This window comes from Nonomuraea sp. NPDC050202, from assembly GCF_040656115.1.
Lineage (GTDB): Bacteria > Actinomycetota > Actinomycetes > Streptosporangiales > Streptosporangiaceae > Nonomuraea.
In genome coordinates this window covers 4019-25832 of the sequence record NZ_JBFALF010000067.1, presented here as the reverse complement: position 1 = coordinate 25832, position 21814 = coordinate 4019, and the positions used below count along the sequence as shown (strand labels likewise).

Annotated in this window: 16 protein-coding genes; 9 read left to right on the top strand and 7 right to left on the bottom strand. The window is 67.9% G+C overall.

The window, feature by feature from the left end; translation table 11 throughout:
- Positions 1 to 136 precede the first annotated feature (136 nt).
- The 4 genes from AB0I79_RS60775 to AB0I79_RS60760 all read left to right on the top strand — a co-directional run bounded on the left by AB0I79_RS60775 (position 137) and on the right by AB0I79_RS60760 (position 8506).
- Positions 137 to 1057: a helix-turn-helix domain-containing protein gene (locus tag AB0I79_RS60775; protein ID WP_357895023.1), complete on the top strand. Its 921-nt coding sequence runs from the start codon at positions 137 to 139 to the stop codon at positions 1055 to 1057.
- Positions 1042 to 1263, top strand: a complete 222-nt coding sequence (locus AB0I79_RS60770) for a hypothetical protein (protein WP_357895020.1) — start codon at positions 1042 to 1044, stop codon at positions 1261 to 1263. Before AB0I79_RS60775 ends, AB0I79_RS60770 begins: the two co-directional genes overlap by 16 nt.
- Before the next feature lie 261 nt (positions 1264 to 1524).
- A complete protein-coding gene (locus tag AB0I79_RS60765) occupies positions 1525 to 4353 on the top strand; it encodes an AAA family ATPase (RefSeq protein WP_357895017.1) in 2829 nt (942 codons plus the stop codon).
- Between the two features lie 70 nt (positions 4354 to 4423).
- On the top strand, positions 4424 to 8506 hold the full coding sequence (locus tag AB0I79_RS60760; protein WP_357895014.1) for a glycosyl hydrolase family 18 protein: 4083 nt from the start codon (positions 4424 to 4426) through the stop codon (positions 8504 to 8506).
- A 339-nt stretch (positions 8507 to 8845) separates the two neighbouring features.
- Here AB0I79_RS60760 and AB0I79_RS60755 read toward each other — a convergent pair whose 3' ends face one another.
- The gene (locus AB0I79_RS60755) at positions 8846 to 9244 is read right to left on the bottom strand and encodes a MerR family transcriptional regulator (protein WP_357895011.1); all 399 of its coding nucleotides are present in this window, start codon (positions 9242 to 9244) and stop codon (positions 8846 to 8848) included.
- Between the two features lie 273 nt (positions 9245 to 9517).
- Positions 9518 to 9784 carry a helix-turn-helix domain-containing protein gene (locus tag AB0I79_RS60750; RefSeq protein ID WP_357895008.1) on the bottom strand — a complete coding sequence of 89 codons (267 nt, stop codon included), beginning with the start codon at positions 9782 to 9784 and terminating at the stop codon, positions 9518 to 9520.
- A gap of 282 nt (positions 9785 to 10066) precedes the next feature.
- On the opposite strand from AB0I79_RS60750, the gene AB0I79_RS60745 reads away from it, so the two are divergent.
- The 3 genes from AB0I79_RS60745 (at position 10067) to AB0I79_RS60735 (ending at position 15171) form a co-directional block, all read left to right on the top strand.
- Positions 10067 to 10585 carry a hypothetical protein gene (locus AB0I79_RS60745; RefSeq protein WP_357895005.1) on the top strand — a complete coding sequence of 173 codons (519 nt, stop codon included), beginning with the start codon at positions 10067 to 10069 and terminating at the stop codon, positions 10583 to 10585.
- A 388-nt stretch (positions 10586 to 10973) separates the two neighbouring features.
- Positions 10974 to 12074 (top strand): integrase core domain-containing protein, encoded by a 1101-nt coding sequence (locus AB0I79_RS60740; protein WP_357895002.1) that lies wholly within the window; start codon positions 10974 to 10976, stop codon positions 12072 to 12074.
- A gap of 352 nt (positions 12075 to 12426) precedes the next feature.
- A complete protein-coding gene (locus AB0I79_RS60735; RefSeq protein WP_357894999.1) occupies positions 12427 to 15171 on the top strand; it encodes a SpoIIE family protein phosphatase in 2745 nt (914 codons plus the stop codon).
- Between the two features lie 146 nt (positions 15172 to 15317).
- Here AB0I79_RS60735 and AB0I79_RS60730 read toward each other — a convergent pair whose 3' ends face one another.
- Entirely contained in the window at positions 15318 to 15509 is a 192-nt protein-coding gene (locus tag AB0I79_RS60730; RefSeq protein ID WP_357894996.1) for a LuxR C-terminal-related transcriptional regulator, read from the bottom strand.
- A 93-nt stretch (positions 15510 to 15602) separates the two neighbouring features.
- A complete protein-coding gene (locus AB0I79_RS60725) occupies positions 15603 to 16154 on the bottom strand; it encodes an ATP-binding protein (RefSeq protein WP_357894993.1) in 552 nt (183 codons plus the stop codon).
- A gap of 172 nt (positions 16155 to 16326) precedes the next feature.
- On the opposite strand from AB0I79_RS60725, the gene AB0I79_RS60720 reads away from it, so the two are divergent.
- Complete coding sequence (locus AB0I79_RS60720; RefSeq protein WP_357894990.1) at positions 16327 to 16866, top strand: hypothetical protein; 540 nt, start codon at positions 16327 to 16329, stop codon at positions 16864 to 16866.
- A 194-nt stretch (positions 16867 to 17060) separates the two neighbouring features.
- Positions 17061 to 17600, top strand: coding sequence for a site-specific integrase (locus AB0I79_RS60715; RefSeq protein WP_357895026.1), 540 nt, complete (start codon positions 17061 to 17063; stop codon positions 17598 to 17600).
- A 993-nt stretch (positions 17601 to 18593) separates the two neighbouring features.
- Here AB0I79_RS60715 and AB0I79_RS60710 read toward each other — a convergent pair.
- The 3 genes from AB0I79_RS60710 to AB0I79_RS60700 form a co-directional block, all read right to left on the bottom strand.
- Entirely contained in the window at positions 18594 to 18845 is a 252-nt protein-coding gene (locus AB0I79_RS60710) for a hypothetical protein (RefSeq protein WP_357894987.1), read from the bottom strand.
- Between the two features lie 167 nt (positions 18846 to 19012).
- Positions 19013 to 20131 carry a DUF6461 domain-containing protein gene (locus AB0I79_RS60705; protein ID WP_357894984.1) on the bottom strand — a complete coding sequence of 373 codons (1119 nt, stop codon included), beginning with the start codon at positions 20129 to 20131 and terminating at the stop codon, positions 19013 to 19015.
- A gap of 77 nt (positions 20132 to 20208) precedes the next feature.
- Positions 20209 to 21814, bottom strand: a 1606-nt coding sequence (locus AB0I79_RS60700) for a NucA/NucB deoxyribonuclease domain-containing protein (protein ID WP_357894981.1), incomplete at its 5' end; no start/stop codon positions are given.

Here is a 21814-nt window from a genome sequence, read left to right as displayed (position 1 = left end):
CGACATCAACCTCGTCCATCTGGCCTACGTCCGTGCCGGCACCGGGCATGCGCTGATCGGCTCGCGGCAGTGGATCCCCGCCGAGCAGATCAGCGTGTACCGCTCGAAACACGGTTTCGTGCTGTGAACTGGGGTTTTGCTGCGTGATCAGGGCAGCGGCTGCGACTATCGCGGGGTGTTGTTGTCGCTGGTCTATCGGTTAGTGAGGGGCTTGTTCGGCCTGCTGGCGGTGCTGGTTCGTTCTGATCTGTCCAAGGATGTTGAGCTGCTGACGCTGCGTCACGAAAACCAGGTGCTGCGCCGTCAGCTCGGCGGTCGGCCGCGGTGGGGTCACGCCGACCGGCTCTGGCTTGCAGCGCTATCGCGGCTGATCTGCCGCCGCCGGTGGGCGGAAATCTTCCCGGTCACCCCAGCGACGATCTTGCGCTGGCACCGCAATCTTGTAGCGCGTAAGTGGACCTTCACCGACCGGCGGCGCCCGGGACGGCCCGGCACCCGCCAGCCGGTCAAGGCACTGATCATTCGGATGGCGCGGGAGAACCCGACCTGGGGACACAGAAGAATCCAAGGCGAGTTGGCGCGCCTGGGCTACCCGATCGCGGCCTCCACCGTGTGGGAGATCCTGCACGCCGCCGGTATCGATCCGGCACCCCGTCGGACCGGGCCGACCTGGCGGCAGTTCCTGACCACACAAGCCCACGCGATCATCGCGTGCGACTTCCTGGTGGTCGAAATGATAATGCTCAAACGACTGCATGTGCTGATCTTCATCGAGCACGGCACCCGGCGACTGCACCTGGCCGGAGTAACCCCGCACCCGACCGGAGCATGGACGGTGCAACAGGCCCGCAACCTGGTCATGGCCTTAGGCGACCGCATCGCCGGGCTGCGGTTCCTGATCCACGATCGAGACCCGCTCTTCACCTCCGCCTTCCGGGAGGTCTTCACAGCCGAAGGGCTGCGGGACATCACCACGTTGCCGCGGATGCCGAGGATGAACGCCATCTGCGAGCGCGTATCAGTACCCTGCGCCGTGAGCTGTTGGACCGGATACTGATCCTCGACGAACACCACCTGGCATTCGTGCTCCGCGAATATCTGATCCACTACAACCACCACCGGCCGCACCAGTCCCGGCACCAGCGTCCCCCAGACATCGCAACGCAGCCCGCCCGGGACGTGACCGACCTCAGCGACCTGCGATCCGTTCGCCGAAAACCCGTCGTCACCGGCATGATCAACGAATACCGCCACGCCGCATAACCGCAGCTCAGGCCACGTAACTCAATATTCGAGCGGCACAGGCCGTCTCATGTCACATCGATCTCACCAGCACCAACCCGCAGGGCTTGATCACCCGCACACCATCTCCCCGGACGCGAACTGCGGCCGCTCGATAGTCGCGGCCGGAGTGGTATCTACCGTATCGACGGGCTGCAAACATCTGTCAAATGACGACGGTTAACATTCATCGACAGGAGATCGTCCATCTACCTGGGGAACTCGATGATGTTGTTCCACCGCGTGACCGAGTTAGAGGTTCTGCGGAATGCCATCGGGCGCCTGCGGGCCGGAACCGGTGGTGTGGTCGTGGTGGACGGCGAACCGGGCATCGGCAAGTCGTCGCTCCTGGCCGCTGCCGCCGCGGTCGGTCAGGAGTCGGGATGCACGGTACTGCGCGGCACGGCGGAACAGGACATATACCCGTTGCCACTGCGGTTGCTGTTCGACAGCCTGGAGATCACCGAGCGCTCACCGGATCCACGCCGCGCCGGGATCGTGAAGTTCGTACAGGAGCGGCGGTCCGAGGTCTTTCTCGGCGACGCCGCACCCGCCGCGGTCTCCGAGATGCTCCTCACGCTCGTCGACGAACTGTGCGCGGCAGCGCCGACGATGATGGTGCTCGACGACGTGCAGTGGGCGGACGGCGCGTCGCTCGACGTGTGCCGCCGGCTGGCGGCGTCCGCGGCGCACCTTCCGTTGCTGCTGGTGTTGTCGTGCCGCCCGGTTCCGCACCGGTCGGACGCGGGCCGCCTGCTCGCTGCGTTGCGCGGCCGCGACACGATATCGATCAGCTTGGGGCCGCTCGACCCGGACGCGGTCCACGACTTGGTGGCCGAGATCGCCGGCGCGCCACCGTGCCCCGGGCTGGTCGAGCTGGTCGCCCAGGCGATGGGCAACCCGCTTTACGTGCGCGAGCTGGTCGAATCCCTGGTACACGGGAACATGCTGACGATCGGCACGTGCGCCGAACTCCGCCGGACCTCGACGAGCACCGTCTCAAAGTCGCTCGCTGCCGCGCTGGACAGCCGGCTCAACTTCGTCCCGCCCGGCGCGCTGGAGATGCTGCGGATGGCCGCGCTGCTCGGCGGGGAGTTCGCCGTGACCGAGGTGGCGGTGCTGCTGGGCCGGTCCACGATCGACTTAGTGGGCGATCTTCAGGAGGCGATGGCGGCTGGGATCCTGGTCGAGGCTGGTCAGCGCATGAGGTTCCGGCATCCGCTGATACGCCAGGCACTCTACGACGGCATGCCGGCCGCGCTGCGCGTGGCGCTGCACCAGGACGCGGCTCAGGCGCTGGACGGCATCGGCGTCGAGCCCCAGCGGCTGGCGCAGCACCTGCTGGCGGCGGACCAGGCCGGTGACCGCTGGACCCGGCGCTGGCTCGTCGGCGCCGCCCCGGTGCTGGCGGTACGCGCGCCGGAGCTCGCGGCCGAACTGCTGCGCCGCGAGCTCGACCACGAGGTCGCCGACGCCCGTGACCTGGCCACCTTGAGCGAGGCGTTGGCCCAGGTGCTGCTCGCGATGGGCGAGCACGAGCAGGCCGCGGCCCGTGCCCGGCAGGCCCTCGCGGTGCTGACCGACTCGGCCGACCGGGGGCGGATGCACTGGCTGCTGGCCCGCGCCCTGTTCAGCGGCGGGCACAACGACGCCGCGGTGACCGCCCTGGAGCAGGCGTTACGGCACGCCGACCTGCCCGGACCCTGGCGGGCCCGGATGCTCGCCTCCCTGGCGATGTTCCAGCGGGCGGGGTCGGGCGCGCTGGACGCCGCCGACACCACCGCGCGCGAGGCGCTTGAGCTCGGCGAGGCCGGCGGGGACACGTTCGTCACCGCGTACGCGCTCACCGATCTGTGGCTCAACCATTCGGTACGCCGCCATCACCTGTCCGCGCTGGATTGTGTGGACCGGGCACTGGAGATCCTCAGCGACACGGGCGACCACGCGGACCTGCGGGCGTACGCGCTGCATGGCCGGATCTTCACGCTGCAGAACCTGGACCGCTGGCCGGACGCCGAGGCGGCCCTGCACTCCGCGCGGCGGTTCCTGCTGGACGCCGCCCACTCCGACGACACCTCCTCCAGCGTCACGGCCGCCGTGCTGATGTTCTGGCTGGGCCGCTGGGACGACGCCCTGGCGGAGCTGGCCTCGGTGGATCAGAGCGATCCCGCGATGACGTACCGTGGCCTGCGCGAACGCAGTCCGGGCTGGCTGTGGCACGGCGTGTCCACGCTCATCGCCGCCCGTCGCGACCAGCACGCCACGGCCCGCGCGCACGTCCGCGCCGGCCTGCGCCGGCCGGCGGTCACCGTCGCCGACCGTGAGAACACCGACTTCCTGCGGTTCGCACAGGCCGTCATCGCCGAGCAGGACGGTGACCGGCACCGGGCGCTGTCGCACCTCGCCGACCTGCTCGACCGGCGAACCGGCGAGATGACCCTGACCCACCAGTGGTCACCCGCCATGGTCCGGCTCGCGCTCGCCGTGGACGACCGGCCGGCGGCCGCGGCGGCGCTGGCGGCGTGCCGGGCGGAGGCGGCCGCGGAGCAGTTGCCGGCCCGCGCCGCCGCGGCCGCCGACTGGTGCCGGGGCCTGTACGAGAGAGATCCGGAGCCGTTGCGCTCCGCGGTGGAGCACTACCGCGCCACGGGGGTGCCCGTGGACCTGGCCGGCGCGCTCGAGGACCTCGCGGCCGTCCTCGCCGAACGCGACGACCCGGCCGGTTGCCGGCGGGCCGTGAACGAGGCGATCACCTTGTACGGGGGATTCGGCGCGGTCTGGGACATCCGCCGCGCCCAGGCACGCCTGCGCCGGTACGGGATCCGCCGCGGCGTCCACGGCGCCCGGCCCAAGCGGCCCGCGCACGGCTGGGACGCCCTCACCCCGACCGAGCACAAGGTCGCGCTGCTGGTCGCGGCCGGCAGGTCCACCCCCGAGATCGCCCAGAGCATGTTCCTCACCAGGCGCACCGCGCAGACCCACATCTCACGCATCCTCGCCAAGCTCGGCCTGCGCAGCCGGGTGGAGATCGCCCGGGTGGCGCTCGACAGGGAACCCGACAGCGTCATTTGACAGATGTCTCCCGGGCCGCGGGCTCTCCAGACTTGGGCGGGTGCGCCATGCCATCCCTGAGGAGAGCTTCGTGAGAGGTCTGTTACGCACCCCCGCCCGGCTGGTCGCCCGCGCTCTGGTGGTGATCCTGGGCGCGAGCATCGGCCTGGTGGCCGTCACCTCGCCCGCGTGGGCCGAGCCGCCGCCCCCCGAGATCCCACAGAGCGCCAGCGAGGCCCACCTGAAATTCCAGCCCGCCATGGACTACGACGAGGACGGCTGCTACCCGTCAGTGGCCATCGGCAAAGACGGCGAGCTGAACCCGGGCCTGGTGCCCACCGGGGCGCTCAACGGCTCGTGCCGCGACGAGTCGGACCTGGAGAACAGCAACATGTACGCGCGGTCCCGCTGCAACGCCAGCGGCTGGTGCGCCCACATGTACGGGCTGTACTTCCAGAAGGACCAGACCACCGAAGGCGGCTGCCCCAACTGCGGACACCGCCACGACTGGGAGCACATCGTGGTCTGGACCGAGAACGACCAGGTCAGGTACGTCTCCGCCTCCGCCCATGGCGACTACGATCCCAAGCCGGCCGCCGAGGTCGAGTTCGTGAACGGCACCCACCCGAAGATCGTCTACCACAAGGACGACGTTCAAACGCACGCCTTCCGTTTCGCCGACGCCGACCAGCCCCTGAACAATCACTGGGCGAGATGGCATTTCCCCGACCTGATCAGCTGGGGCGGGTACCCGAGCATCGCGCTGCGCGACAAGCTGACCGGGAACGATTTCGGCTCCGCCACCTTCGCGCTCAAGGACACCCCGAACAGCGAAGGCGAACCCGTCTTCGAGGCGGATCTCTACAAGGCCCTCCCCGGCGACATCGTCGGCCAGGACTGCGACCCCGATCCCGACACCGGCCGCCCGGTGTGCAAGGACATCAAAGATCCGTATTTCGATTTCAACACCTCCGTGCACGTCTTCCCAGACATGCCGGACCCCAACGAGGTGGACAAGATGGCGCGCCCGACCGCGCCCGGCAACCTCCGCTGGACCGCCGTGACCGCCGACAGCATCTCCCTGGAGTGGGACGCCGCCACCGACAACGTCCGTGTCACCGGCTACGCGCTCTACCGGAACGGCACCCTCGTCAGAGTCGACGGCACCACCTACACCGACAGGAACCTGCCCCCGGACACCGCCCACACCTACACCGTCCGCGCCCTCGACGCCGCCGGCAACATCTCCGACGAGAGCAACGCCATCACGGTCACCACGGAGGGCGGGGGCGAGACCGCCGCGGGTGCCCCCATCGACAACAGCGCCGACGACCGTGTGGCCAAGCCCGAGGTGTCGGTCCCGCACTCCCAGTGCCGCCCGGAGGGGATGGCCGCGACCCGTGATGTGAACACGCCCTACTGCAAGGTGTACGACGCCGCCGGCCGCGAATGGCTGGGCGGACGCGACAAGCGGGTGGTCGGCTACTTCTCCGGCTGGCGTACCGGCGAGAACGACGAGCCGCGATACCTGGTGCCGAACATTCCGTGGTCCAAGGTGAGCCACGTCAACTACGCGTTCGCGAAGGTGGAGAACAACAGGATCTCCGTCGGCGACACCAGCGATCCGAAGAACCCGGCCACCGGCCTGACCTGGCCCTACACCGGCGGCGCCGCGCCCGATCCGACTTTGGACTACAAGGGCCACTTCAACCTGCTGGCGGTGTACAAGAAGAGACATCCCCAGGTCAAGACGCTGATCTCGGTGGGCGGCTGGGCCGACTCGCGGAACTTCTACACGATGGCCACCACCGCCGACGGCGGCGTGAATCAGGATGGCATCGACGCCTTCGCCGACTCGGTGGTCGAGTTCCTCGATCGCTACAAGGAGGCGTTCGACGGCGTGGACATCGACTACGAGTACCCGAGCGCGCTGCCCAAGGCCGGCAACCCGGCCGACTGGGACCTCTCGGACCCGCGCCGCAAGGGACTGCAGAAGGGCTACAACGCCCTGATGAAGACGCTGCGCGAGAAGCTGGACGTGGCCGGCGCGGCCCGGGGCCGCTACTACCTGCTCACCTCCGCGGCCTCCGCCTCCGGATATCTGGTACGCGGCTTCGACGCCGGCGACGCCCTGAAATATCAGGACTTCATTAACCTGATGACCTACGACCTGCACGGCTCGTGGAACCACTTCGTCGGCCCGCAGGCCCCGTTGTACGACGACGGGAAGGACGCCGAGTTGCAGACCGCTCAGGTCTACTCGACCACGGAGTACGACAAGACCGGCTACTTCAACATCGACTGGGCCTACCACTACTACCGGGGCGCGCTGCCGCCGGGCCGGATCAACATCGGCATCCCGTACTACACCCGGGGCTGGCAGAACGTGTCCGGCGGCACCGACGGCCTGTGGGGCACCGCGGCCATGCCCGACCAGGGACAGTGCCAGCCCGGCACCGGCCCGGGCTCCGGTGCGGCCAACCCCTACCCCTGCGGCAACGGCGCGGTCGGCATCGACAACATCTGGCACGACCTGGGACGGATCGGGAACGAGGTGCCGTCGGGATCCAACCCGCTGTGGCACGCGATGAACCTCCGGCAAGGCGTGACGCCGGGCTATCTGAGCGCGTACACCGACCCCGCCGCCGAGGCAGGCAAGATGAAGGGCTCGTACACGGAGAAGTACGACAGCACGCTCAAAGCCTCGTGGTTGTGGAACGCGGACAAGAAGGTGTTCCTGTCCACCGAGAACAACGCGTCCATCGACGCCAAGATCGATTACGTCAAGCAGAACAAGCTCGGCGGCGTCATGATGTGGGAACTCGCGGGCGACTACACCAAGCGGGCCAACGGCGAGTACGGCATGGGCTACGACCTCACCACCCGTCTCGACGACGGTCTTCGCGGCTCCGGCGGCTACCAGACCGGCCGCGCCGGCGCGACGACGCTGCCGGGCAACGTCGTCGATGTGAAGGCCGAACTGGTGAACCATCCCACCGGCCCGGACCCGGCGTTCCCCAGCGACGACCCCTTCTACCCGATGCGTCCTACCTTGCGGATCACCAACAACACCGGCGTCAAGCTGCCGTACGGGACCCAGATCGCCTTCGACATCCCCACCTCCGCCCCGCCGATCCTGAAAGACGCGGGTTATCAGGACTTCGGCAGCAAGATCGTCATCACCAAGGGCCGTAGCGGCGCCAACGTGGGCGGGCTGAAGGCCGACTTCCATCGCGTGACCGTCACGATCGGCTACTGCGAGGACATCGCCCCCGGCGCCAGCCGCGACATCGTCCTGCGCCACTACCTGCCGCTCACCGGCCCGGCCAACGTCACCGTCAAGATCGGCGCCAACACCTACGGCTCCACCCAGAACGATCAGAAGGGCGCCACCACCGTCACCCCGGTGGTCAGCGACGGGATCGCCTGCCAGGCCGAGCAGTGGCAGCGACGCCCCTACAACCCGCACGGCACCTTCGCCTTCGAGAAGGACGGCACCAACTGGCGGATCGTGGACTGGGTCGGCGGCAACGTCCTGGACCACCCCATCACCTGGCAGGTCGCCCACCTGGTGGAGAACCAGCCCGGCAACCAGAACCAGCAGTGGACCGTCACCGAGGACGGCGGGGCCGGCTGGTACCGCATCAAGAACCGCGGCAAGTGCCTGCAGGCCGACGGGATACTGAAGCAGCTCAGCGTGTACGACTGCGACGGGCGGCCGAACCAGTGGTGGCAGTTGCTGCGCACCGACAACGGCAGCCGGGTCACCGGTGCTCCCGTCCCCGGCACCGGCTACCACCTGGCGGGCTTCGCGGACACCTCCTACAGGGTCGCCTACCTCGCCGAGGGCAAGAACAGCGGCAACGTGCCCGGCACCCCAGCCGTCGCCGGCGCCCCCGACGGCAGCACCGCGAGCACCGTCTTCTGGAACAACTTCCTCTGGCGCGCCAACTGGTGGACCACCGCCACCGACGAACCCGGCATCAGCGCCGCCTGGACGAAGCTCGGCCCGGCCATGCAAAAGGTGGGCACGAGTTCAAATCTGTCCGCACCGCGATCCATCGCCACCAGCCAGGCGCCCGTGCCTTCCGACGCGCCGACCGGTCCTCCCGAAGGACACGAACGCGACCCGATCACGATCACCAACCCGAGCACAAAGCCCAAAGCACCCTAGAACCCCAACGCCCGGCCCGTCGCCCTCCAGCAGGCGCCGGGCCGGCCCGGCCCAACCTCGGTTTCCAGGATGTTGTGGCCTGCGGACGACGGGTGAGGTCAGGTATCAGTGTCTTCGGGGTGTCGGGGGGCCGATCGCCGCGGTGGCGGTGGGTCAGGCCGGGGCGGCGGCGTACAGTGTGGCCTTGATCTGCGGCCAGGCCATGCCCGGCGGTATGGCGACCATGGTGACGTCCGCAACGTTGTCCCATCGCTGGAGCTATTCCTGCACGCAGACCGAGTCTCCGTACGCGGTGAACTCGTCCAGCAGGATCTGCGCCGCTTCGGGGGCCGGGAGCGGTCAGTGGCGCTGGCGGAGTTCTTCATTGATGCGCAGCGCCTCGGCGAGTTGGTCTTCCAGGATGATGATGCGGCAGGCCGCCTCCAGCGGGGTGCTGGCATCGACGAGTTCGCGGGCGCGGGCGGCCAGGCGGAGCTGGTATCGGGAGAAGCGGCGGTGACCGCCCTCGCTGCGTAGCGGCTCGATCAGCTTGGCGGCGCCGAGGCTGCGCAGGAACGCCGGGGTGACGCCGAGCATCTCGGCGGCCCGGCCCATGCTGTAGGCGGGGTAGTCCTCATCGTCGAGCCGCTGCCCGAGGCTACTGGCCGCCCCGGCTGACTGGCCGGCCGGGTGAGCGCCCGTTGGGTGGGGCTGCTCCCGCCTGGAGGTGGTGGTCAATGCCTGAGGTGTTCGATCCATGCAACCTTCCCGAATGCAGACAGGGGCCCCGGCGCCATGATGCGCCGGGGCCCGCATGAGGTTCAACACCATCGACCGGCCTGCTGGCCGGTCCACTTGTTCCGCATCTGGCCGCTCGATGGGGCGGGATGCTGGGATCGCGTAAGCGTGACCGTAGACCACCGTCCTGTTCGTGGAGCTGCGGTACCCGTGCGGCAATCTGCAGCCGGCGACGGGCGATCCTGATGGCGTTCAACTTCGCGAGCCCTTGCGCTGTCAGGGAAGGGGATGCAGCTAGGAGCTGGGGTTTGCCGGAGGCGTCGGCGAGCTTCCTGCCCTCCGGCAGCGCTGCCCGCCCGGCCCCTTCGACTCCAGTGCCCCGGTCCCGGCGGTGCGCCAGGCCTTGTGCCAGACATAGGCCGACTTGCGCGAGACCCGCAGCTTCTTGGCCACCTCAGGCGGCGACATTCCCGCGGCGAACAGCCCGGCGGCCTCCAAGCGGACCTGTTCACGCTTGGCTCGCACCGCCGGGGTCAGACCACCACCATCCGGATAACGCATCCCACCGGCATAGTCCCGAACCACCTGATGAGCATGCAACCGCAGGGTGATACCTCAGTCTTTCAACCTCTGTACTCAGGATGAAAGCGCTCAATATTCGGCAGCCACACGGTTGAATCCGCCTCTTAGACCGCGTTTCGGAGCCGGTGAGCGGCTGACCGTCGGCCGTCCGGTGCTCGTATTCCGGGCTTATCCCCTGGGTATACCGAGGGCCTTTACTGTGCTGCGTCAGGTCAAGTGAACGTCCACCCCAGACGTGCAATGCACGGTGAAGGAGAATCAGTGCGACCTTTCACGCGTCTCCGTGTTCCCACGGTCGGAGCGGCTCTCGCCGCCACCCTCGGAGCCAGCCTGCTGGTGGCGCCCGCCGCGCAGGCCGCGCCGCCCGACCAGAGAATGGTCTATGTCAAGCGCGTCAAGCCGATCCAGACCGTGTCCACCACGGTCAGCATCAAGGACCACCGCGGCCGGAACTATCCGATCAAGGTTTCCGTCACCTTCCGCTACCTGGGCCCGAAGTCCGCCCAGATGCGGACCATCGTGCTGCGCGAGGCCGGCTTCCCCAAGAACGGCTGCATCTACCCGGACCTCGCCCTGACGACCTCGAGCTGGAAGGCCCTGCGCAACAAGCACGGCATCCTCTGCGATGGCGGACACAAGGCTTACACGGTCATGAGAACCCTCACGGTGCGCCAGGCCCGTAACCTCGGGCAGCTCTGGATCCGCACCCCCAACCCGGGTCACCCCGGCTGCTGCGGCGCGCGGCAGTACACCATCCAGTACAACATCGCGGCGAAGTGAACCCACCCCTTCGAAACGCCGGGCCGGCTCGATAAGGGTTGGAGGGCGGCGGCAGGGAGTCGCTAGCGTGCCCTCATGGAGCGGTACGCGGACTCGGGGCCGGTGCGGATCTGGGCGGAGCGCATCGGGGACGCGGGGAAGCCCGCGGTGCTGATGGTCATGGGGTCCGCGTCGTAGGGAGTCAGCTGCCCCGATGCGCTCGTGCGGCGGCTGGTCGAGCGCGGGGTGCAGGTGATCAGGTTCGATCACGGGGACACCGGCCGGTCGAGTGTCGTCGACTTCGACGCTGCGCCTGCCGATAACGTCATCCGGCCAGGTCATGGCCTTGCTGGAGATTACCTGATGCATGTGATCCCCAGCCGCTCGGAGTGCGGCATGATGATCGCCTGTGCTCTTTCGTCTGGCCTATCTCGCCGTCACCAACACCTTCGCCGCGCTGCGGCTGCTGCCGATGGGCGATCGGAACAGGAACGTCGAGATCCTCGCTCTCCGCCACCAGATCACCGTTCTTGAACGGCAGCTCGGCGTCGGCACCAGGGTGAGATTCGACCCCGAGGACCGTGCCTTCCTCGCCGCCCTGCTGACCTCCCTACCCCGCGAGGTGCTGCACCAGCTGCGGCTCATCGTCCGCCCGGACACTGTCCTGCGTTGGCACCGCGATCTCGTCAGGCGGCGGCACGCCCGTATCAGCAAGCCCAAGCGACCCGGGCGCCTGCCCACGGTCCGCTCCATCCGTGCTCTCCTCCTGCGCCTGGTCCGGGAGAACCCGTCCTGGGGATATCGGCGGGTGCACGGTGAGCTGATCCCGCTCGGTATCACGGTCGCGCCCTCCACTGTGTGGGAGATCCTCAAGCAGGAAGGCGTTGATCCTGCTCCTGAGCGGGCGTCGGCCACCTGGGGCGACTTCCTGCGTTCGCAAGCCGATGCGCTGCTGGCCTGCGACTTCATCGAGACCGTCACCCTCACCGGGCAGCGCCAGTACATCCTGGCCGTCATCGAGCACGCCAGCAGGCGCGTCCGCGTGCTGGGCACCACCGCCCGCCCGACCGCGGTCTGGGTCGTCCAGACGATGAAGAACCTCGTGATGGACCTGGAAGAGGCCGGCTGCCGGGCCCGCTACCTGATCCGCGACCGAGACGGGAAGTTCCCCGCGCTCATGGACGAGATTCTCGCCGAGGCCGGTATCCGGACCGTGCTGACCGGGATTCGGGTGCCGCGGATGAACGCGGTCATGGAGCGGTGGGTACAGTCGTGCCGCCGCGAGCTGCTCGACCGCTGCCTGCTGTGGAACGAGCACCACCTGCGTCACGCCCTGCGTGAGTACGAGCGGTTCTACAACGAGCACCGCGCTCACCAAGCCCTGGACCAGGCAGCCCCGCTGCGCACCGTCCCGGACCCGATTACGGATCCGACGCGAATCACCGAGCTGAGCGTACGCAGACGGTACCGACTCGGCGGGGTCCTCCACGAGTACTCACACGCCGCTTGAACTGCATGGATGTAATTTTCGGCAGGCGCACCGTCCATGCTCCAGCAAGGCGGGCGGTCACACCCAGGATGTGAACCCACCGGGTGGCGCCGCGGCATGACCCTCGCCCTCCACACGTACGCCATGGTTGAAGAGGCAGGTCAGGGAAGCGCGGCAGGTCAGCCTTTGGCCAAACCGGCCTCGATTTTTGCGCCGAACGCACATTTTTCGGGTAGTGATATTCAGATATATCGCCCATAGCTATCGATTCTTCCCGGATCAATGCTGCACACGCGACCTGAGCCGAGGCCCCACAGGATCGTCCCCGGCCTGGTGACGTAGTGAAGTGAAGGCTGGAGAGAAGGGGACGGGGATGAGCGGACGGCATGCGCGCAGCCTGCGGACCACGTGGGCGGACCGGGTTCGCGAGGAGCGGAAGCGGCTGCTGGCGGCCGTCGGTGACGAACTGTGGGGGATGGAGCTCCTGCGGTTCACGGTCCAGCAGGCGGTGGCCGAACTGGTCGGGCTGGGCGGCATGGTGCATCTTTGCGGCCCTGGCTACTGTGGCGGCCTGCGCCTGGTCGTGACCAACGGGCTGCCCTCAGCCTTCGCCCAGGCATGGGAGCACATCGACCGGAACGCCGCGGTCGCCCCGGCGCGAGCGCTTCGGGAGGCCGCGGTCGTGTGGATGCCCTTGGCAGACTCCGCCGCCGAGGACGTGGAACCCGGCGCCGCGGCGAGCGGACAGCAGGACGGGTCCTGGTCATGGCCCGCCGGTACGGCGATGGCGGCCGTTCCGCTGCTCGGCCCCGCCGGGCCGGTCGGCGCGCTGTCGATCGTGACGCTCTCCCCGCGCGAGCCGTCGGACGGGCGACGGTCCTTCCTCGGCACACTGGGCCGGTGGGCCGGCGAGCACCTGAGCAGGTACCCCACACCGCCATCGGATTCGGTCCTTGCGGGGCGGCAGGAACAGCCCACCGGTTCCCGCCTGCGGCAGGATCTGCAGGGGGTCGGCACGTGGGACTGGGACATCCGGACCGGCCGGATCATGTGGAACGAGGCGATGCTCGCCATTTTCGGTGTCGACCCCGACATCTTCGATGGACGGATCGAGACCTGGACCAGCATCGTTCACCCGGAGGACCTGCCATGGGTGCTGACCGACATCGACGAGGCGATCCAGACGGGGCGGATGTACGGCACCGAGTATCGGATCTGCCGCCCAGACGGGACGTCCGGCTGGGTACGCGCCCGCGGCCGCTCGATGTTCGACGAGAACGGCCAACCGGTACGCATGGTAGGCACCCTGATGGACATCACCGAGATCCACAACGCTATCGAGACCCTCACCGAACCGCGGATGCGTGCGGCCGAGACCGCCACCGCGGCACACGGCGACACCGAACTGGCCACGGGAATCGGGCAGTTGACCAGAGCGCTGGCCGAGGCGATCACTGTGCAAGACGTCGCGGACGCGTCCGCCGAACACATCTTGCCGTTGTTCGGCGCCGTCGGGCTGATGATCCTCCTTGTCGAGGGCGATCACCTGCGGCCGGTCGGATCCCGCGGGTACACGAAGGAGTTCATCGACCGGATAGCCCGGATACCGACCTCGGGGGAGCTCACGATCGCGCAGGTCCTGCGTGAGCGTACCCCGATGTTCATCAGCTCGGCCGAGGAGTACATCGAGCGGTACCCCATGGCGGCCGACCTCCCGGCTGCCGGCGGAAAGCAAGCGTGGGCCTTCCTTCCGCTGATCGCCTCAGGGCGCCCCGTGGGCAGTTGCGTCGTCTCCTTCGCCGAACCGCACAAGTTCACCGGCGAGGAGCGCAACCTGCTCACCGCGCTCAGCGGGGTGGTCGCCCAGGCCATGGAACGAGCCCGTCTGTACGACAGGGAGCACATGCGTGCCCAGGAGATGCAGCGTGAGCTGCTCCCCCGCGATCTGCCCAGCCTGCCGGCGGTCACCGCCGCGGCCCGTTACCTGCCCGCCGGCCAGGACATGGAGGTGGGCGGCGACTGGTATGACGTCATCCCGCTGTCGGCGGACCGGGTCGCCATCGTCATCGGCGACGTCATGGGGCACGGCGTGACCGAGGCCGTCACCATGGGCCGGCTGCGCACCGCCGTCCGCACCCTGTCCGACCTGGAACTACCTCCCGACGAACTGCTCGCCCACCTCAACGACCTGGTCAGCGATCTCGGCGATGACTTCTACGCCACCTGCCTGTATCTGGTCTACGACCCCACCACCCGCGCCTGCGACCTCACGCGCGCCGGCCATCCCCCGCCTGCCGTCGTCCACCCCGACGGCACCGTCCACTTCCTCGACACCGATCCGAACCTGCCTCTCGGCGCCGCCACCCCGCCCTTCGGCACCGTGGAACTGGAGCTGCCCGAAGGCAGCCTGCTGGTCCTGTACACCGACGGCCTGGTCGAGTCTTCCGTCCTCGACATAGACCAGGGCATGGCCGATCTCGCCGCGGCACTCAGCGACATGGCCTCCGGGGCACTGTCCGGAACGCCGTGTCGGCACCGGGAGCACACCACCCTCATGGACACGACGGGGAACCACTGCGCCACGTGCCTCGAAGCCCTATGCGACAGCCTCACCACCACCCTGCTGCCGACCAGGCAGGGAACCGCCGATGACGCCGCGCTGCTGATCGTCCGAATCCACGCGTTGCCGGCCACCGACATGGCCTCCTGGCCGCTGCCCGACGATCCCAGGGCGGCGGGCCAAGCCCGTGAGTACGTCCGGGCCCAGCTCAGCGCCTGGCACCTGGACGCCCTCTGCATGACCACCGAACTCCTAGCCAGCGAGTTGGTCGGCAACGTGGTGCGCCACGCCAAGGGCCCCATCCGACTCCGGCTGATCCGTAGCAACATGCTTACCTGCGAGGTCTCCGACGGCAGCCTCACCACACCCCGCCCCCGCCGCGCCACCGACACCGACGAGGGAGGACGCGGGCTCCAACTCATCTCTGCGATCGCCCAGCGCTGGGGCACCCGCTACACCGCCACCGGTAAGTGCATCTGGACCGAGCAGCCTCTGACGCCCACCTCACCCATCCTGCTCGATTCACTGGCGATCGAGGAAGTAGTTAATAACCCATGAGTTCCTTCGCAGTTCTTCGGCCTCTCTAGCCCAGAACCTGGGCTATCTGCTGGTGTTCCGACTTCTTCGGTTTCTGGGCGCTGCGGGCGCCGGTTGGACACCCGGTGGGGCGGCCGCAGGGGCCCGGCGGCGGTGCCGATGGGGCTTCATTTCTCCTCATCCGAGGACACCAATCCTGAGCGATAGGCATGGATTGCGGCTTGGACACGAGTGTGCACACCGATCTTGGACAGGACACCCGACACGTGGATCTTGACCGTGCCAGCGGTGATGCGCAGCAACTGCCGTAGGCCCTCGCGGGCGAGCTGCTGGTCGTCGGCGATCAGTAGCCGGATCACGGGACCACCTGCCGGGCCGGATCACTGTAAGCAGAGGACATCGTGGAAGGGCCGGGTTCTGCACTGCCGGCCGTCACCGCCGATCTGTGCTCGTCACGCGCATGCTGGGGGAGCGCGGGCAAGTCGGCGCGCCCGCCAGCCCGTCCTGCCGTGCGGGCCGGTGTGGCAGTGCCCTCCGAGCGCCGCCACACGCTCGCGCATGCCCGCCAGGCCCTGCCCGCCGCGGCGCTCACCGCTCAGGACGCCGTCGTCGGCCGGTTCGCCGCCAGCCGATGGCCGGGGTGGGCCTGGGCCGTCGATGGTGACGACGACCCGGCTGCTCACCGCACGGACCGTGACCGATGCCAGGGCGGCCGTGGAGTGTCGCGCCACATTGGTCAGCGCCTCCTGCACGATCCGGTAGGCGCAGGTCGCTGTCTCGGGGTGGACGGTGCTGTCGAGGCGGGGGTCGACCTCCAGGGCGACGGCCAGTTCCGGCCCGCCGCTGCGTTCCGCCAGCGCGGGCAGGTCCGCAAGGCCTCCTCTGTGAGCGTGGTCCTCGTGGTCCGATCGCGTGATCTCTATGCTCTCCACAACGACCTGCGCGAACACGTCCGACTGGCCGAAGGGCGCCAGGCCGAACCAGCGCGGCGATCCTCGATTCACAGTCGGTGCGGGCAGCCGAGACCGTCGCCACGGACTCCCGCGGATACGACCCAGGGTGTGTCCGGTCAACGGCTCTGTCCCGTAATTCTTACACTCCCGGCTGCGGTGGGCACCGACTGGGAGTCGATGACGTCGGCGACAGGGTTAGGGCAGCGTCGGTTGCACACTGTCCATGCTGAAGGACATCATGGCGCTGCCGCCGGTGGAGGAGGTGCGGCGCAAGGTGCGCACCCGCCAGGACCTCAACCCCACCGTGACCGTGGCCGAATGGATGCAGGGGTTTCTGCGGCGCAAGCGGAAGATCGACGCCACTACCCGCCGCTCGTATGAGGCGCACATCCGCCTCTACTTCACCCCCTACCTGGGTGACATCCGGTTGGACCGGCTGCGCGTGTCCGATATCGCGGGCATGTTCGATGCGATCGAGGAGTTCAACGACGTCATCGCCACCGAACGCGCGAGCGGCGACCCGGCTCGTGTGGCGTTGGTCCGGTACCGGCGGCCGGTCGGTCCGGCCACCATGCACCGCATCCGCGCCACCCTCCGCCATGCCCTCAATATCGCGATCAAGCAGGACCGGCTGATCGACTTCAACCCCGCCGCGGTCGTCGAACTCCCCGACGCAGACCGCCCCAAGGCTCTGGTGTGGACCGATGAGCGGGTCTCCGACTGGAACCGCGAACTACACGACCGGCTCGGCCTCGAGCGGTAGCGGCGCGGGGCCCGGCTCAGCCGTGCCGCCATGATCAACGTGTACGCGTCCGTGCCGCGGCCGTCACTGGTGATGGTCTGGACGCCCTCCCACACCCACACCTTCCTCGCCCAGGCGGCCACCCACCGGCTGTCCGCTCTCTACCGGCTGATCGCCCTGCGCGGGCTGCGCCGGGGTGAGGCGGTCGGGCTGCGCTGGACGGACGTCGACCTAAACGCCGGAAGGGCTGGGGTGCACTGGCAAATCACTCAACTGGGCTGGGAGCCGGTGCAGGGCAGACCGAAGACCGAGGCCAGCGACCCACCATCGCCCTGGATGAGGACACCGTCAGCGCGCTGCGCGCGCACCGCAAGCGCCAAGCCGCCGAACGCCTCGCCGCAGGCGAGGCCTGGACCAACAGCGGGTTCGTCTTCACCGACGAGATCGGCCGCCCGCTGCATCCCCAGCAGGTCAGCGACCACTCTTACCAACTGGCCTTCCAAGCGGGGCTACCGCCGGTGCGGCTCCACGATCTCCGCCATTGCGCGGCCTCCCTGATGCTGGCCGCCGGGGTCGATTTGAAGGTCGTGCAGGAGACTCTTGGGCATGTCTCCTCCACCTTCACGCACGACACCTACACCAGCGTCTACCCCGAGGTGGCCCGCGCCGCCGCCGAATCCACCGCCGCCCTCGTCAACACCGCAGCCGCCAGCGCCCGGACCGCCCGGCTGATCACCCTGCCGACCCACCCCTGAGATGCCGCCACCTGAACCATCGAACCCAGGCAGGCTCGCCGATCTTTTCGGCGGGCCTGCCTGCTTGTCCTCACAAGCTGTCGCACAGGTAGCGCAGCCGATCGATCTCCAGACTGCGCCGAACGGGCCGAGAAGAGCGCCGCGAGGAGCAGCGGATCTTTTATCTGCTGGTCAGGAACGGCCTGGCCGGTGAGAGGAGCCGACTTGGACAACGCTTGACCGGGCATGGCACCCCATTGACCAGCGGCGCTGGGTAGGTCTTCTGGCTTGACCTTCTGGTGGTCGTCTCTGGGGTCTCAGGCGACGGCGGCGGTCTAAATGATCTACCGCGATACACGGCCCGTACACAAGAGCAACCACCGAGCAACCAACCATGATCAACAACGAGATCCGAGGCCGACGAGAACCGAGAAACCCCAGGTCGAACGCGGTGTTGGAGAGTAGGGCGGGTGGGACTTGAACCCACGACCCACGGATTATGAGAATCCTCGGTGAATATCACTAGGTGTCATCGGGTGTTGTTCTGTATTGCCATGGTCAGGATTGTCTGCGCCGACGTGTCGGACGGTGTTATCCCGTGCCTGGTTGTGGGGCGTACACGCGAGCAATCACCGAGCAACCATACGTTCTTGACTATCGGCATTATGTGCAATTTTGTCAAATTTCGGCGCTGCTGCGTAGGGCCGGGCCTGCAAGATAAGCTCGTGCTTCATGGCAGATTGAACGCGTACGAGTAACCGCCGAGCAGTCAGCCGCCAGGGATTGCACTCGTTGCTCGCCGCTCAGCAACCCTGTCAGCCTCAAATACTTCAGTCGCCGCGACCGAGGCTGCGGCTTTGCTGGAGGCGCTGGTTCTCCAGCACACTCCTCCGTAGCAGCAGTGCGGGCAACGACAACAGGTGGCGAGTAACGGCTTACACCGTGGACAAGATCATGAGACATGATCCCAGGCGACCCGAACCAGTTGCTCGGCGCCACATCACCTCCCGTCCATCAGACGAGGACCTCTGCCCAACGCGATTCAAGTTTCTTGAGCCCCACAGGATGTCCCCGATCGCGACGGCTGGGCGTGTATAGCCGCTGGCGCGGCAGCACGGCGACGCGTTCGTCCCAGTCGAGGGAGTCGGCGAGAAGATCGTTGTAGGGCGCGGCGCACACCGACAATGCCGCCTCGCCCGCGGCCGTCCTCTCTCGCAGGAAGGGGACAGCCGCCGCCAGCAGCTCGCCCTCCGAGTCGTACAGCACCGCCTGATCGGTTAGCCGCCCCTGGCGAGGAGGCCTGTACCCGCCTCGGACATGCCACCATGACCGGCCATCATCGTGCTGACCGCGCCAGGATCGATCAGACCGGGACGTCGACATTCCTGTCACTGGGGAGTTCCGGTGCGCCGGAGAGCCTGGCACGTCGCTCCTCAGTGGGGCGGGTCGCTCTCCTCAATGAACGAGGCTGCGGCGGACAGCGCGCGATGGCGGGCCACGTTTCCGTTCTCGCTGCTGAGATAGACCCCGCCGGTGTCGTTGACGACCTGTATCGCGAAGGCGGCGGGCTCCTCGCCGGGCGTCAAGGCGGTCTGCAGGACGGCCGCGGCAGCCGCCTTGATCATCAACCGTCCGTACGTGGTGCCGTGGCCAGGCGCCACCCAGTCCTCCCGGTCCTGCGGTGCGAGGGCGGCGTACGCCTCGCGGGCCTGCATCCGGAAGTCCTTCTCGGACCGGGCCAGCCTGCTCCGCACCTCGTCCGCCCGGCCGGAGCGCCGGTCTCCCGCCGCGATCAGTTCGAGGGCCTCCGTCACGTCCGGTCCCTCGATGCCGGCCGTGGTCACGGCCATCTCCGCCGCCATCCGGATGATCTCTTCGGCCTTGTCGGGTGTCGGCTCGTCGATGATCATGGCGATGCGCGGATCGGTCTTGGCGATGGCCTTGATCTCGTCGTCCACCCGCAGCCGCCGGGGCCGCCGAGGCAGGCGGACCGGCCCGAGCGTGAACATCGGGCGAGGCCGCGCCAGCCAGTCCTCGTCCATCCGTACGCCGGACAGCTCCTCGCCGAGCGCCAGCGCGGCGGCCCTCCAGTCCTCCCGCCAGTGCGCCGCCGTCACCTGGTGGCCGTCGAGCCAGGCCAGGCCGGTCGGCGGTAGGGCGTCGACGTCGTAAGCGTCGAACCGGGCCACGACCTCTCCGGCCGTGGCGTAAGTGACGAGGCTCTGACCCGTGCCCGTCCAGCAGACGCTGTAGGCCTCCTGTCCTGCACCGCTGAGCACTTCGGGGACGGCGCCGCGGAAGTTGAACGGCTCCACCGTGATGAGCCACTCACCGTGCCGCACGGCCAACATGGCCCCGTCCTCGTCCTCGTCCAGGTCCTCGTACGCGGTAGCAAGCAGTTCTTCCCAGGTGCCCTCGGCTGCCCCTTCCGGATCGCCGCCGAAGCGGCGGACCAGCCTCTCGGAGTCCGCCGTGCGCACCCAGGAGACGCATGCCATGTCGTCGAACATCGACATGGACAGGCTCCGGTAGAAGTCGAAGCTCGAACTCATGGATCACCTTTCGCACGCCGAGGCGGGAGCAGCATTTTTGCGGCTCCCGCCCCTATTTGTCGAACGTTCTCGGGCTACTACTGAGGCTCCGGCCCGAGGGCGTACGCGCCCAGGCCGTCGATGGTGCACACCGTCGTCCCGAGTTCTGGCAGCTCCTCAGGGGTCGGATCGGTGACCACTATCCCTGGAGCCTCGCCGACCGGCTTGGTCTGGCCCTTGGGGATGATGTTCACCCAGAACGGGAAGTTGTCGCGAATCCGGTGCCGTTGGTAGAAGACGCTGGTCCGGGAACCGGACGAGCAGTTGTCGCTGGCCTTGATGGTCTTGATGGAGTAGTCGTACTTCGGGTTAGCCGCGCCCTCCAGCGTGCTGGCGAAGGGGAACTCGTCGCAGTGACCGCTGTATCCCGGCCAGAGTTGCCGGCACTTGGGGATCGAGACGGCACGGTTGTTGTTGATGGTCGTCTGGTTCCGAGTACGGTGCAGGCACAGTGCCCCGCCCGGGCCGTCGCAGCCGGGGTTGGCCCAGTCGAATCTGCCGGGGATCAGCTTGGCGGTCCCCTTGTCGGGATCGGTGTTCCCCGGTTCGTAGAGCGCCTTCAGCCAGTGCGCCGCGGACTGCTCGACCTTCTTCTGATTACCGTCCAGCACGAAGACGGGTCGGATAGTGCCGAGGATGCAGCCGCCCGTGTACGCCTTGATCCAGTCGGCGCTGTCGCACAGGAACGTGGGATTCCACTTCTTGCCCTGATAGTCCGGGTTGAGGACCTGATAGTTGTCCGGCAGTTCGGGGTTCTGGGTGTATTTGATGCCGGGGTAGATGCTGCATGTGTTGCCCTTGTCAGGGCTGGTCGACATGGAGTTCTCCGGCACGCTGAGCACGATGTCGAACACCGGGTTGCCGCGCCACCGGTCGACCGTTGTCTCCTTGCCGTCACCGAGCGGCTTGGTGACGCCGTCCGTGTCGACGAAGGTGGCCTTGCAACCGGTCTCCCCGAGTCCGATCTTGAAAGTGCGCTTCTCCCAGTTGCTCGCCTGCACGTTGATCTCGTCTATGGTGATCCGGACGCCGATCTGCCGGCTGTTCATGCCCGAGGGACCGTTGCGGGCCCGGGTCGGGTTCGCGGCCTTCTGTGACATGCCTACGTAGGTGTGGAAGGTGACCGTCATACGGGCCCACCAGTTGGCGTCGCTGAAGAGCGGCACATTGCGGTCGACCTGGCTGTCCTCATCACGCTCGCCGATCCAGGTGGCGTAGCAGAGGCTGTAGGAGTTCTTCGAGTGCCAGGCCCGCTTGTGCAGCGAACCGACGTAGTCCGGATTGTTGATCTTACCGACCTCCGTCCGGCACTCCTCAGGGGTCACGTGTTCGTAGGGGAACCGTCTCGCCGCGAGCTGGGCGTCACTAGCCTCCGACCGGCTCTTCGCGGGCGACGACGACAGGTCCACGTTCAGCAGTTGCCAGTCCGACCAGGGGCCGGAGGCGCCACCGGCGGTGGCGCGGGCCCGCCAGCGAAGCCATTGGCCGTCCGACAGCTTCTCGGTCGGGACCTGTACGGTGCCGACCTGGCCGGAGGGGACGTTGGCGGTGCTGCCGGACCAGATGAGGCCGGTTTCTTCGCCGTAGTCCGGGTCGTGCTCCACCTGGACCTCAAGGGTGGATGGACGTGATTCGGGGTCGCTG

What these genes read in the sequence shown, in the direction of transcription:
- AB0I79_RS60735 (WP_357894999.1), top strand. Translation starts at nt 12,427, where the DNA reads ATGAGCGGACGGCATGCGCGCAGCCTGCGGACCACGTGGGCGGACCGG.
- AB0I79_RS60750 (WP_357895008.1), bottom strand. Translation starts at nt 9,784, where the DNA reads ATGCGTTATCCGGATGGTGGTGGTCTGACCCCGGCGGTGCGAGCCAAG.
- AB0I79_RS60720 (WP_357894990.1), top strand. Translation starts at nt 16,327, where the DNA reads ATGCTGAAGGACATCATGGCGCTGCCGCCGGTGGAGGAGGTGCGGCGC.
- AB0I79_RS60755 (WP_357895011.1), bottom strand. Translation starts at nt 9,244, where the DNA reads ATGGATCGAACACCTCAGGCATTGACCACCACCTCCAGGCGGGAGCAG.
- AB0I79_RS60705 (WP_357894984.1), bottom strand. Translation starts at nt 20,131, where the DNA reads ATGAGTTCGAGCTTCGACTTCTACCGGAGCCTGTCCATGTCGATGTTC.